Below are 12,090 nucleotides of genomic sequence, written 5' to 3'. Positions count from 1 at the left end.
CCGAAAGCCTATTCGGAGAGTTTCCACGCTTCCGGATGGGCCACATACGGACCACCGCCGGGCGCGGGCGTCCAGATGAAGTCCTTTACCTTCGATGAAACGACACCATAGCGGTTCGCCACCCACATGGTCGCCCAGGGCAGATCCTTGTTCATGACCTTGCAGACATCCTGATAGCGCTGGTGGCGCTTGGCGACGTCCGTCTCGGCAATGGCGGCGTCGAGTGCCTTGGTCAGATCCGGCATGCGGGCACGCACGACATTGGCGCCCGCCGGCGGGATCTGTTTTTCGTTGAGCCCGGTATTGATGTTGCTCGGATCGGGGCCATTCTGCAAACCCGCATAGACAAGCTGGAACTGTGATGCATCAGCGTCAGGCTTGAGCACCAGACCGTTATAGGTCGGCGCATCGACCGCGCGCGGCACGACGTTGATCCCGACCTGCGCGAGCATTGCCTGCACCGCCGCCAGCACGTTGGTGGCAAGCGGGGTGTTGTAATAGGTCAGCAACGTAACCGGCTTGTCGCCGTTGATCTTGTTCCACCCGGCCTCATCCAACAGCTGCTTGGCTTTGGCAGGATCGTAGGGATAGGCCTCGATACCTTCCGGAACCAGCTGACCCGCCACATAGGCGCAATTGGCCGGCTTTGCCGCGCCGCCATAGAGGCTCTTGATGATCGCATCGCGGTTGAGGGCATACATGACGGCCTGGCGGACACGGAGATCCTTCCACAGCGGCGAGTCCTGGTTGAAGCCCAGATAGTTGACGACGAAGGAAGCTCCCTCGATCACCCGGAAGGATTTATCGTCCTTGAAGGTCGGCACATCGTTGGAATCGATGTAAGTGAACTGGATTTCGCCGGCGCGCAGCGCCGAGATCGCCGAAGCAGGATTGGCGAAATAGCGATTGATCAAACGATCGAGGACGGGCTTGCCGCCGCGATAGTCCGGATTTGCGGTCAGCTCGACATATTGATCCTGTACATATTTGACGAATTTGAACGGACCTGTCCCAATCGGCGAGGTCGACCACCAGGTGCTTTTCGCAAGCTGATCGGCGGGTACGGCCGCAAGCGCATGCTCCGGCAGCATCATTATCTTCGTCAGCGTGTCCAGGAGACTGGCGGAGGGAGCGGAAAGCTTGATGATCAAGGCATGATCGTCAGGCGTCTCGATCGCGGATAAAACCTTCAGGCGAGCTGCGAAGATCGAACCCGTCTTGGCATTGGCAGCAAGCTCGATGGTGAATTTGGCGTCCTTGGCCGTGAAGGCCTTACCGTCGTGCCATTTGGCATCCGCAAGCTTGAACGTATAGGTGAGCTGATCCGGGCTTACCTCATAGGAAGAGGCAAGCACGCCGACGATCTTCTCCAGCTTTTCGTCATAGCTGATCAGCGGCTCGAAATAGATGCTGAGCCAGGTTAAGCCGGCGGTCGCAGCCAGCGGATTGAAATTGCCTTGAAAGCCGCCGGGGCCAACGTCGAATCCACCAGACAATGTCGCGGCAGTTGCGGGCGCGGCCACACCACCTAAGACCGGCACGCCGGTGATCGACATCATCGCTCCCAGCGCGATTGCCGGCAGACAAAAAAGCTCCCTCATCATAATCCTCCTCCCTAGTTTTGGGTCGCTAACCCTTCTTGTTGTTGGCTATCACCCTCGAAATCCCCTCATAGTGGCGGTCGAGGCGCATGCGCACCTCCTTCAAATTCTTCGCTTCGACGGCATCGACGATCGCCTCATGGTCCCTCCACGTGGCCATGGGATCGGCATTGTCGAGGTCGAAGAAGTTGGATGCCTTGTAAAAAGCGAGCCAGAACACGTCGATCAGTCGGACGAAGGTCTCGTTGCCCTGGCAGCGAAACAGCAGCCGATGAAACAGCTGGTCGTCCTCGGCGAAGGGTTCGCCGCGCTCGGCATGAATGCGCATGCGGTCGACGGTGGCGCGCAGTTCGGCCAGATCCTCCGGCCCGATCATCTCAAGCGTCTTGCCGATGAGGCCGACTTCGAGTGTGCGGCGAATTTCCAGCACCTCCTCCATATAGCGCAGCGCATTGCCGAGCCCATAGGCGAGATTGTCCAGCAGCGGCCCAAAGGAAAACGCCCTGACGAAGATGCCGATGCCGCGGCGCGTCTCGAGCACACCCAGGGATTCTAGCGCCTTGATGCCCTCGCGCAGGGAATTGCGGCTGACGCCGAGCTGCGTCGCCAGTTCGCCTTCGGCCGGCAGCGGCGTGCCCGGTTCCAGACCGTTGTCGGCGATATAGCTGCGCAGGCTTTCCTGCACCGAAACATGCAGCAACGGCGCGCGCATCAAAGGCTGAATGACTTTGCCGACCATGAAACGGCCCCCCGAAGTATCGGCATTGATCCTATGAACTTGTAGGATATCCGTCAAGTAGATGAGTGCATGCACGAAGAGGCCGGATGGCGGCTGCCTGAATTCGCCTCCAAAGCAAAAAGGCCGGGCTATCAACCCGGCATCTTCCGCACCATTCGTTTCAGGGGATTATCCGATGGTCTAAGAACGCAGCGAGTCGAAATGCTGCATCATGCGCTCCGCATCGGGGCGAATGCCTGTGAACAGTTCGAAAGCCTTGACCGCCTGGAACACCGCCATGCCGCCGCCATCGAGAACCCGGCATCCCTTCTGTCTGGCAAGTTTCACCAGTTCCGTTTCGATAGGGAAATAGACGATCTCCGCGACCCAGAAGCGATCCGAAACAAGATGGGCCTCGAGCGGCAGGCCAGGGTGGGCGCCCATGCCCGTCGGTGTCGCATGCACGAGACCATCCGCCCCATTCAAGGCTTCAGCGAGGTTGTGACCGACGGAGAAGGAACAGGTGGCATGAGCCGCCTGCAACTGATCGGCAAGCGCATGCGCGCGGGACTGGTCCAGATCGAAGATCTCGATCGAGCGCGCGCCCATTTGCGCCACCGCATGCGCGACGGCAACCCCGGCGCCGCCCGCTCCCAACTGCACGACACGATCAAGCGAGACATCGCCAAGCCCACGACGAAAGCTCTCCGCAAAGCCCCACCAATCCGTATTGTGCCCGATCCTGCGCCCACCACGAAAGACGATCGTATTGATCGATCGCAGCGCCTGGGCATCCGGCGACAGTTCATCGACCAGCGCGACGGCAGCCTGTTTGCAGGGATGCGTGATATTCAGGCCGGCGAAACCCGCTGCCTCGGCCTCATCGATCAGGGCCGGCAGATCCGACACGGAAAGACCCCGTGCCTCAAGATCGATCAGATCGTATTGATAGGAAAGGCCACAATGCTCGCCTTCGCGCATATGCATGGCCGGCGTCAGCGAGCGGCCGATGCCCGCGCCTATCAGGCCGACATGAAGTTGACGCGGAATGATGGCTGCCTGAGTGTTCAATCTATCCTCCCGAGCGGCGAGTCAATGGAATATCTCGGCCCACAATCAAAATGTACGAACTAGTACGTAAAGTCAATGAACGCCGCAGAAACCCTATTCCGGGGTAACGTCGGTCGATATCCTCCGGCGGTTCAGATTCTCATGTAATCTCAGAGGAAGGTGTTCTTAAGAAAGCCAAGATTGCATCGACTATCAATGCCTTGTGCCGATTCTTTAATTCATCGGAAGATAGGTCGCGTTCGAAGATCGCCCCGAAGGTATGGCGGTTCGATACGCGGAAAAAGCATTGCGCACTGATCATCATGTGCAGATCGACCGGGTCCACCCGGCGCGAAAAGCTGCCGTCGGCATAGCCGCGCGCCAGGATCTCGGTGATGATGTCGATCACGGCGATATTCATCTCCGATAGCACGACCGAGCGTTTCATATGCTCGGCACGATGAATATTCTCGATGCTGACAAGGCGCACGAAATCGGGATTCTGATCGTCGTGATCGAAGGTGCTTTCGATCAGTTGGGCCATGGCCTGAACGGGCGGCATGTTCTGCAGATCGAGTTCGCTCTCCAGCGTGCGGATCTTGGTGTACGCCTGCTCGAGAACGGCGAGATAGAGCCCTTCCTTGCTGCCGAAATAATAATAGATCATCCGCTTGGAGGTCTTGGTGCGCTCGGCGATCTCATCAACGCGAGCGCCGGAAAAGCCTGCGGCGACAAACTCTTCCGTCGCGATCTTCAGAATATTTTCCTTGGTCGCGTCGGGATCGTTCTTTCGCGTAAGGCGCTCGATCTTGGCCGCTTGCGCTTTGGTCATGCCTTGCTCGTCTTCCTGGGTTCATCGATGCCCGCCATCGAAGATCAAAGCTTTAACACAGCCTCAACGCGAATGGGGAGAGCCTAACGCTTCGGCAGACCAATCGGTCGCAGATGCCGCCTCAGCGCTGCGATGCGGAAGATGGCGTTCGCCGCGCCATAGCCGCGATAGCCGCTGCGCTGGACGATCTCGAAGAAGAAGCCTTCGCCATAGGTCGGGCTGTAGAGCTGGAAATATTCGCCATGCTCGTCGCGATCGTAGAGAATATTATGTGCCTTCAGGCGCTCGGTGAAATCCGGGTCAAGGCCGAACCTGGCTTCCAGATCGTCGTAGTAATTCGGCGAGATCGCCAATGTCACGAAGCCGTTGGCCGAAAGGGCCGATGCCGTCGCGAAGATGTCGTCGGTCGCAAAGGCCAGATGCTGAATGCCCGAGCCGAATGTCTCGGCGATGAAATGGCCGGCCAGCGTATTGCGGTTCTCCGCACCGTTCAGCGTGATCCGCAACGTACCCGGGTCATTTTCGACGACCTGGCTTCGAACGACACCGGCCGGGTCGATGATGTCGACCATCGGCGTCTTATGCGCATCGAGTATCGCCGTATAGAACAGCAACCAGGTCAGCAGCTCATCATACTTCATGCTCTGCGCGACATGGTCGATGCCTGTCAAACCTACCGGCTGCAGATCGGCACTATCCTCGACGGGGTCGAACTCGATCTCCCAGATCCGCCCGAGCGGGCTCTGGCGATCGAGGAAATAGAGGATGCCGCCGCCGATCCCGCGTATGGCAGGCATTTCGATCTCGCCGGGATCCAGCGACTGCTCGAAACGCTCGGCGCCGAGCGCAACGGCACGCGCAAGGGCCGCCTGCGCGTCGCCGACCCATAGGCCCATCGCATAGGCCGATTGCCCGTGCAGCGCATAGGAAGCGCCGGCAAATCCGCCTTGATCCGCATTGACGACCAGATTGATGCCTCCCTGCCTGAAGACATCGACGCGCTTGGTCTTATGGCGGCCGACATGCCGGAAGCCCAGCCCGCGCAGGCGATCGGAGAGGGCCGATATCTCGGCTTCATCGACGGTGAATTCGATGAACGCCACGCCCTCGACTCCGGCACGCGGCGGCATGGGCGCCAGCGTCAGGTTGCTGCCGCTTACGGCGCGGCGGACCTGATCGCCTAGATAGACAAGGGAACGCCTCCCGTCCACGGCAATGGCCGTCGGAGAGCCGCCGCGGAACTGGTCGTTGAAAATCTCGAGCGAGAGATAGCCGTCATAGCCCGTCGCCGCTACCGCATTCATGAAATCGAGGACGGGCAGATCGCCCTCGCCCGGCATGTTGCGGAAATGACGGCTCCAATAAAGAAGATCCATATCGATCAGCGGTGCGTCTGCAAGCTGGATGATGAAGATCTTTTCCTTCGGGATCGACCGGATCGAATTGACGTCGATCTTGCGCGAAAGCGTGTGGAAGCTATCGAGGATGAGGCCGATATTTGGGTGATCGGCACGTCGGACAATTTCCCAGGCATCGCGGTGATCGTGAATATGCCGCCCCCAGGCAAGCGCCTCGTATCCGACGCGAAGACCGCGCTTTGCCGCCCGCTCCCCAAGCTCGAAAAAGTCGGCGGCAGCACGGTCGATGCCGCCAAGCGCCGCCGAAGAGACGTTCGAGCAAACAAGCACAAGATCGGTGCCCATTTCCTGCATGAGATCGAATTTGCGCTCGGCACGATCGAAAGTGCGGCTGCGCAACGGCTCGGGCATGCCCTCGAAATCGCGGAACGGCTGAAAGAGCGTGATCTCCAAGCCGTAATCCCTAACCATCTGGCCGACCTGGCGCGGCGATTCATCGAAGGCAAGGAAGTCGTTCTCGAAGATTTCGACACCGTCGAAACCGGCCTTGGCGATGGCGTGCAGCTTCTCTTTGAGATCGCCGCTGATCGAAACGGTCGCGATCGAGGTTTTCATTGTGTCATCCCATCCATTTGGCGATTTCCAACAAATTCATCCGCGATCGCGTGCCCCCGCTGCTGCTATGAGGTGCCGGCACAACGCACCGGCACCCGTTCATAGTCAGAGGGCGCGGTCGGCATGCGGCGTCGTAGCCGCGTATCGGCCTATATCCCTGCCGAGTTGGTCGATCGGTGTCCGATAGGTCTCTGTCGCCGTTGCCGCGGAGACGGCGGCAATGAGGGCAGTGATCGAGGTAAATGCTGCGACCGGCACCCAGCCCATCGGCCCGGTGCCCATTAAGGCGGCACTGATCGCAGGGGCGAAGCCGCCGAGCGCAAAACCGATCTGGGTGCCGACCGCCATGCCGGACAGACGCACGCGGGTGTCGAACATTTCCGCATAGAGCGCCGGCCAGATGCCGTTGGAGGCGCTGTAGACCACGCCCGAGAGCAGAATGCCGAGGACGAAGACGAGCGTGAGGTTGTTTTGGCTGATCGCCCAGATATAGGGCCAGATCAGAATTGCGCAGCCGATGGCGCCAAAGATGAAGATGGGCTTTCGGCCGATGCGGTCGGCCAGGGTCGCCCATAGCGGGATCGCACCAAGCGCCACGAGATTGGCGAGCACCAGCACGGTCAGCATGGTGGAGCGGTCGATATGCATGGTGTTGACTGCATAGGATAGGGTGAAGACGCTGAAGATCGTGCTGACGACCGAAATCAATGCGGCAAAGATGATGCGCAGGACATCGGCCCAATAGTTCGTCATCAGGGCGACCAGCGGCAACTTGGCAACCTCGCCCTTCTTAGTCTCTTCAAGGAAGGCTGGGGTCTCGGCCAGCGTGCGGCGAACCCAGAAACCGACGATGACGACGACGAAGCTCAGGAAGAAGGGAATGCGCCAGCCCCATGACAAGAGCGCGGCTTCGTCAAGCCTCCCCAGCGGTATGAAGACGAGGGTTGCAAGGATCAATCCGGCCTGCGTGCCGCTTAGCGTGAAGCTGGTGAAAAAGGCACGCCGATGCTCCGGCGCGTGCTCGAGCGTCATCGAACTGGCGCCAGCCTGCTCGCCGGCGGCGGAGATGCCCTGCAGCAGTCGCGCCAGAACCAGAAGCATCGGTGCCAATATGCCGGCTTGATGATAGGTCGGCAGGCAGCCGATGATGAAGGTCGAAAATCCCATGAGCAGCAACGTGAAGGTGAGCACCTTCTTGCGGCCGAACTTGTCGCCGACATGACCCAGGATAACGGCACCCAGAGGGCGCATGATATAGGCAACGCCGAAGGTGGCGAACGAGGCGATTGCCGCCGTCTGCGGATCTTCCGCAGAAAAGAATATCTTTGGAAAGATCAGCGCCGCTGCCGTCCCATAAACGAAGAAATCGTAATATTCGACAGCACTTCCAAGCCAGCTCGCCAAGGCGGCGCGCTTCGGCGTTTTATGTTCGACTGGTGTTTTCATCATCGTTCCTCCCCAGAACATTTCCGTTTCGAAGACATGCCGCATCCCTGAGCGCAAGCTTCGGCCGGCACCCTCCCGCGTGACATCCAAGATTGTCTTGGCAGCCATGGACGCCACCCATGGCAGCGTTCGTCACTCCTCGCGACAAATAATGTACGAACTAGTTCGTTTTGTAAAGTACCGCCGTTTGAAGCGGCTTGCCGGCCTATTTTTCCAGATTGGTCTATGCCGGCTCTGCCCTTTCAATCGGGCAGGTTCAGGCATCGGAATAGCCGTCTATGCATATGATGTTAACCGCTTTTGGGGCGATACATAGGCGCGAGGCAATCGCAACGCACCATAGCCGCAGAGACACTTACGGGCGGTCTCTCCGGTTAGCTGACGATGATGTGCACCGGCTCTCGATCGGAGCGGCCCGAAACTTATTTCACACTCTGAGGTGCATCCGTAGCAGGCAGACGAACGAGCTTGCCTTCCTCCGCCTTGTAGAAATATTGGCTCGCGATCAACCAACCCTTCAAGGGCCGTAGCGGTGGAATGCAGGTCGCCAGCATGAAGGGGCCGGTCACCAGAAACTGAACCCAGATCGGTGCGGAATAAGCGACCTCCAGCCAAACACCAAGAAGTACGCTCGGAATGCAGGCGAAGCAGATGACGAAGAAGGCTGGCCCATCGGCCGGTCGGCAAAGGAGTAATCGAGCCCGCACGCCTCGCACTCCTTGCGCAGAGTCAGGAACCCGTCGAACAGACGTCCCTGACCGCAACGCGGGCAACGGCATCTCAGTCCGGTCTGCAGCGGCTTCAGCGGGGGATATTCGGTATCCATGGCAATCTCGCTTTCAAACGGTAAGTCAGCGTTATGATGCATTCAATTTGAATTATTGCATGCATACAATGTAATTGCAATGAAAGAGAATTGTTTGTCCATTCGGCAGAATGACGCAGCGTAAATAGAGCGGAAGCGGGAGCAGAGGATTGCGTGTGCCGCCCGCAGTCGCGAGCCGCCTGTCCATCGCAGCGTTCGGGAAGCTGGGCGAACTCAGAAAAATGAGGCTGCCATCTCCGGCGGGCCTTCCAGGGCATGCGCCATGAAATCCAGCGCGCCTTGCAATCTTTCGCGTGAAATCGGGCCGCCGAGGCAGACCCGCACGGCCTCGGGCGCTGTTCCGTCGACCGTAAAGACATCGCTCGCCACGACGCCGATGCCGGAGTTGCGCATGTGGCTGCCGAACGTGGAGCGCGTCCAGCCGTTGGTCAGCGGCAGCCAGATATTGAAGCTTATCGGATCGGCATTGTAGCTGCCGGCCGGCAGAATATTGGCCACCATCGCCTGGCGCGCAGCCGATTCCGCGCGAATGAAGCGCAGAATGCCATCGGCGGTGCCGTCCTCTATCCAGCGGGTTGCGAGCGCCACATTCAGCGGTGAGGCCATGACATTGTTGGTTCGCATGGCGCTGACGAAGGGCCATATGGCTTTCGTATCCGGCGCAACGACATAGGCGAGGCGAAGCCCCGCACCGATACATTTTGCCAATCCGCCGATGTGCCAGGCCAGATCCGGCGCGATGGCGGCGATCGGCGGGGGACCATGCAGCGGAATGAAGCCGTAGGCGTCATCCTCGATGACCGGCACGTGGTATTCGCGAGCAATCGCCGCAATCGCCTCGCGGCGTTTCTCCGGAATGGTCAACGTCAACGGATTTTGCAGCGTCGGATTGAGATAGAGCGCTTTCGGCTGCAGCCGTTCGCAGGCCTCGGCGAAGGCGTCCGGCAGGATACCCTCTTCATCCATCGGAAGGCCCGCGAGATTAAGCCGGAGCTGGGCGGCAATCGAACGCATGCCCGGATACGTAATCCTTTCTGACAGCACCGCCTCTCCGGGCTTGGCAAGCAGACCGAATATGGCGAGCAAGGCCGGATGCGCTCCTGGCGTTACGAAGATGCGCTCCTGCGACGGCACAAGCCCGCGGCGGCTGAGCCAGGCGGCAGCCGCCTCCTTGTCCATGCTTGAGCCGCCGAAACCCTGATAACGCAGCAGTGAAATGAGATTGGTCGCCACCGCGGACATGCCTTCGCGCATGCGGGCAACAAGGTCCGGATCGTTCGGCTCCGGCGGCAGGTTCATCGAGAAGTCGACCATCGAGGTGCGGCGCGGATCGGGCGCCGCATCTGACACGAAGCCACGGCGCTCCTTGTCGGCGCCACCGGTCACGAATGTGCCGCGACCCACATGGGAATCCACCAACCCGCGCTTCTGCGCCTCGACATAGCCTCGCGCCACCGTCGTGAAATCGATATTGAGGCGCTTCGCAAGCTCGCGCTGTGGCGGCAGCCTGTCGCCCACCACCAGAACGCCGCTACGCAGATCCATTTCGATCAGGTCGGCAATGGCGATATATCGGGGATTTGAGGAGCGGCTGAGATCGGGATGCCAGTTCTTCATTTCATGCTCCGCGATGATGATCGGACGGGGAAAGAAATCCAACCGACATTGATCGTATATTGTTGCATGCGGCTCACGTCACGCGAAAACATCGCGTCCACTTTGCGGGCAACGAATGACCAAATGTCGCAGCTGGCATGTCGCTGACACGCTCCGTTCAGCGAGAGAACCCTAGAATTGAATGAACCAAAAACTAGATTGATGGCATTTCTGCACAGCAAGTTTGCGAAAACGCCGCTCAGACGGCGGCAGTCCCGGGGCAGCCCGGCGCGAGCCGGGATGCCATTCCTGCTTGGCCGGGCAACGATTTGGCGTTGCCTTGATAATCATTGCCCCTTTTGGGAGGCTTTCTCTTTCGCCTGATCGTCGACGAGTTCATACCACATGGCATTGAGGACAGCGAAAGCGGCGGCCAGAGGAAAGCCGAGAAGCCAGGCGAAGTACCACATGCGGAATCTCCTTGAAGGTTAGTAGGCGTGACCGCCCTTGTCATTGACCGTCTTCTCGTCGACCTTGCCCCACAGCACCCGATAGACCCAGGCAGTGTAGGCGAGCACGATCGGCAGGAAGATGCCCGTGACGACAAGCATGATGAACAGGGTCAGGTGACTGGACGACGCGTCCCAGACCGTGAGGCTGGAGCGCGGATCGAGCGACGACGGCAGGATGAACGGGAACATCGACAGACCCACCGTCGAGATGATGCCGAGGATGGCAAGCTTGCTGAACAACAGCACGGTCACTTCACGCCGGGCCAGCATGGCAAGCAGGGCGGCGGCCGCGCCGACGAAACCGAGAACCGGCGCGATCATCATCCACGGATGCGTACCGTAGTTGACAAGCCACGCCCCTGGACTGTGCTCGACGGTCTTGAGCAGCGGATTGGAAGGGCCGGCCGCATCGATGGCGCTGGAAATGCGATAGCCGTCGATCCCCGCCCAGAGAAACAGGCCGCCCAGTGCAAAGAGAACGATCACGGCCACAGCCGCCAGACTGCCGTAACGGCGTGCTCTTTCTGCGACATCGCCGCTCGTCTTTAGTTGCAGCCAGGCCGCGCCATGCATGGTGAGCATGGAGACCGAGAGAAGGCCGCAGAGCAGCGCATAAGGGTTCAGAAGCGCGAAGAACGACCCTTCATAGTAGATGCGCATGTCGTCATCGAAGCGGAAGGGCACGCCCTGCAGCACATTGCCGACCGCCACGCCGAAGATCAGCGAGGGAACGAAGCCGCCGATGAACAGCGCCCAGTCCCAACCGGCCTTCCAGCGGGCGCTTTCGCGCTTCGACCGGTATTTGAAGGCGACCGGCCGCAGGATCAACGCAAACAGAATGGCGAACATGGCAAGATAGAAGCCGGAGAAGGACACCGCATAGAGCGGCGGCCAGGCGGCGAAGATGGCGCCGCCGCCGAGGATCAGCCAGACCTGGTTGCCTTCCCAGGTCGGGCCGATCGAGTTGATGGCAATGCGCCGCTCCGTATCCGTCCTGGCGACGAAGGGAAGAAGCGTGCCGACGCCGAGGTCGAAACCGTCGGTCACGGCAAAGCCGATCAGCAAGACGCCAAGGAGCAGCCACCAGATGATGCGCAGGGTCTCGTAGTCGATTAATTCATGAAGGATCATGGCAGGTTACTCCGCAGCGGGAATGAGGGTTTGGGAGATGAGGCCGGCTTCCTGCTCGTCGTCCGCTTCCGGACCCTTGCGAATGCCCTTCACCATCAGGCTCATTTCGACGACGATCAGCGCGGTATAGATCGCCGCGAAGCCGAGGATGGTCAGAAGCACGGTGCCGGCGCCGAGATTGGAGACGGCAGCAGCCGTCGGCAGCACGCCTTCGATGATCCATGGCTGGCGGCCGAATTCGGCAACCACCCAGCCCAGTTCGATGGCGACCCAGGGCAGCGGGATGGCGAAGACGGCAATCCGCAGCAGCAGCGGATAGCGGTCGAGCTTGCGCCGGGCCGACAGCCAGAAGAACACCGTCATCAGCAGGATGAAGAACATGCCGAGACCGACCATGATGCGGAA

Annotated in this window: 11 protein-coding genes; all 11 read right to left on the bottom strand. The window is 59.8% G+C overall.

All coding sequences use genetic code 11. The annotated features are described in order from the left end of the window. Window positions 1-8 precede the first annotated feature (8 nt). Window positions 9-1,559: an ABC transporter substrate-binding protein gene (locus FHT28_RS32570; protein WP_246705015.1), complete on the bottom strand. Its 1,551-nt coding sequence runs from the start codon at window positions 1,557-1,559 to the stop codon at window positions 9-11. Window positions 1,560-1,629: 70 nt separating this feature from the next. Then, window positions 1,630-2,340 carry a FadR/GntR family transcriptional regulator gene (locus FHT28_RS32565; RefSeq protein ID WP_113102840.1) on the bottom strand — a complete coding sequence of 237 codons (711 nt, stop codon included), beginning with the start codon at window positions 2,338-2,340 and terminating at the stop codon, window positions 1,630-1,632. A 180-nt stretch (window positions 2,341-2,520) separates the two neighbouring features. Next, on the bottom strand, window positions 2,521-3,390 hold the full coding sequence (locus FHT28_RS32560; protein ID WP_168598501.1) for a shikimate dehydrogenase: 870 nt from the start codon (window positions 3,388-3,390) through the stop codon (window positions 2,521-2,523). A gap of 139 nt (window positions 3,391-3,529) precedes the next feature. Next, entirely contained in the window at window positions 3,530-4,201 is a 672-nt protein-coding gene (locus tag FHT28_RS32555; protein WP_168598500.1) for a TetR family transcriptional regulator, read from the bottom strand. 83 nt (window positions 4,202-4,284) lie between these two features. Continuing rightward, the gene (locus FHT28_RS32550) at window positions 4,285-6,174 is read right to left on the bottom strand and encodes a sugar phosphate isomerase/epimerase and 4-hydroxyphenylpyruvate domain-containing protein (protein ID WP_168598499.1); all 1,890 of its coding nucleotides are present in this window, start codon (window positions 6,172-6,174) and stop codon (window positions 4,285-4,287) included. Window positions 6,175-6,279: 105 nt separating this feature from the next. Beyond that, the gene (locus FHT28_RS32545; RefSeq protein ID WP_168598523.1) at window positions 6,280-7,620 is read right to left on the bottom strand and encodes an MFS transporter; all 1,341 of its coding nucleotides are present in this window, start codon (window positions 7,618-7,620) and stop codon (window positions 6,280-6,282) included. 422 nt (window positions 7,621-8,042) lie between these two features. After that, entirely contained in the window at window positions 8,043-8,327 is a 285-nt protein-coding gene (locus FHT28_RS32540; protein ID WP_348645050.1) for a DUF983 domain-containing protein, read from the bottom strand. Window positions 8,328-8,659: 332 nt separating this feature from the next. Continuing rightward, on the bottom strand, window positions 8,660-10,063 hold the full coding sequence (locus tag FHT28_RS32535) for a PLP-dependent aminotransferase family protein (protein WP_037197549.1): 1,404 nt from the start codon (window positions 10,061-10,063) through the stop codon (window positions 8,660-8,662). Between the two features lie 326 nt (window positions 10,064-10,389). Beyond that, a complete protein-coding gene (gene cydX / locus FHT28_RS32530) occupies window positions 10,390-10,512 on the bottom strand; it encodes a cytochrome bd-I oxidase subunit CydX (RefSeq protein WP_037197367.1) in 123 nt (40 codons plus the stop codon). Window positions 10,513-10,530: 18 nt separating this feature from the next. Continuing rightward, the gene (cydB, locus tag FHT28_RS32525; protein ID WP_168598498.1) at window positions 10,531-11,685 is read right to left on the bottom strand and encodes a cytochrome d ubiquinol oxidase subunit II; all 1,155 of its coding nucleotides are present in this window, start codon (window positions 11,683-11,685) and stop codon (window positions 10,531-10,533) included. A 6-nt stretch (window positions 11,686-11,691) separates the two neighbouring features. Further along, on the bottom strand, window positions 11,692-12,090 hold a 399-nt coding region (locus tag FHT28_RS32520), incomplete at its 5' end, for a cytochrome ubiquinol oxidase subunit I (RefSeq protein ID WP_168598497.1).

The sequence above is a fragment of the Rhizobium sp. SG570 genome (assembly GCF_012275345.1).
In the GTDB taxonomy this organism is placed as follows: domain Bacteria; phylum Pseudomonadota; class Alphaproteobacteria; order Rhizobiales; family Rhizobiaceae; genus Rhizobium; species Rhizobium lusitanum.
This window is presented reverse-complemented; position numbering and strand designations above follow the sequence as displayed.

Coding starts and splice junctions, on each gene's coding strand:
- FHT28_RS32570 (WP_246705015.1), bottom strand. CDS start 1,559: ATGATGTCGATCACCGGCGTGCCGGTCTTAGGTGGTGTGGCCGCGCCC.
- FHT28_RS32550 (WP_168598499.1), bottom strand. CDS start 6,174: ATGAAAACCTCGATCGCGACCGTTTCGATCAGCGGCGATCTCAAAGAG.
- FHT28_RS32545 (WP_168598523.1), bottom strand. CDS start 7,620: ATGAAAACACCAGTCGAACATAAAACGCCGAAGCGCGCCGCCTTGGCG.
- FHT28_RS32555 (WP_168598500.1), bottom strand. CDS start 4,201: ATGACCAAAGCGCAAGCGGCCAAGATCGAGCGCCTTACGCGAAAGAAC.
- cydX (WP_037197367.1), bottom strand. CDS start 10,512: ATGTGGTACTTCGCCTGGCTTCTCGGCTTTCCTCTGGCCGCCGCTTTC.
- cydB (WP_168598498.1), bottom strand. CDS start 11,685: ATGATCCTTCATGAATTAATCGACTACGAGACCCTGCGCATCATCTGG.
- FHT28_RS32535 (WP_037197549.1), bottom strand. CDS start 10,063: ATGAAGAACTGGCATCCCGATCTCAGCCGCTCCTCAAATCCCCGATAT.
- FHT28_RS32565 (WP_113102840.1), bottom strand. CDS start 2,340: ATGGTCGGCAAAGTCATTCAGCCTTTGATGCGCGCGCCGTTGCTGCAT.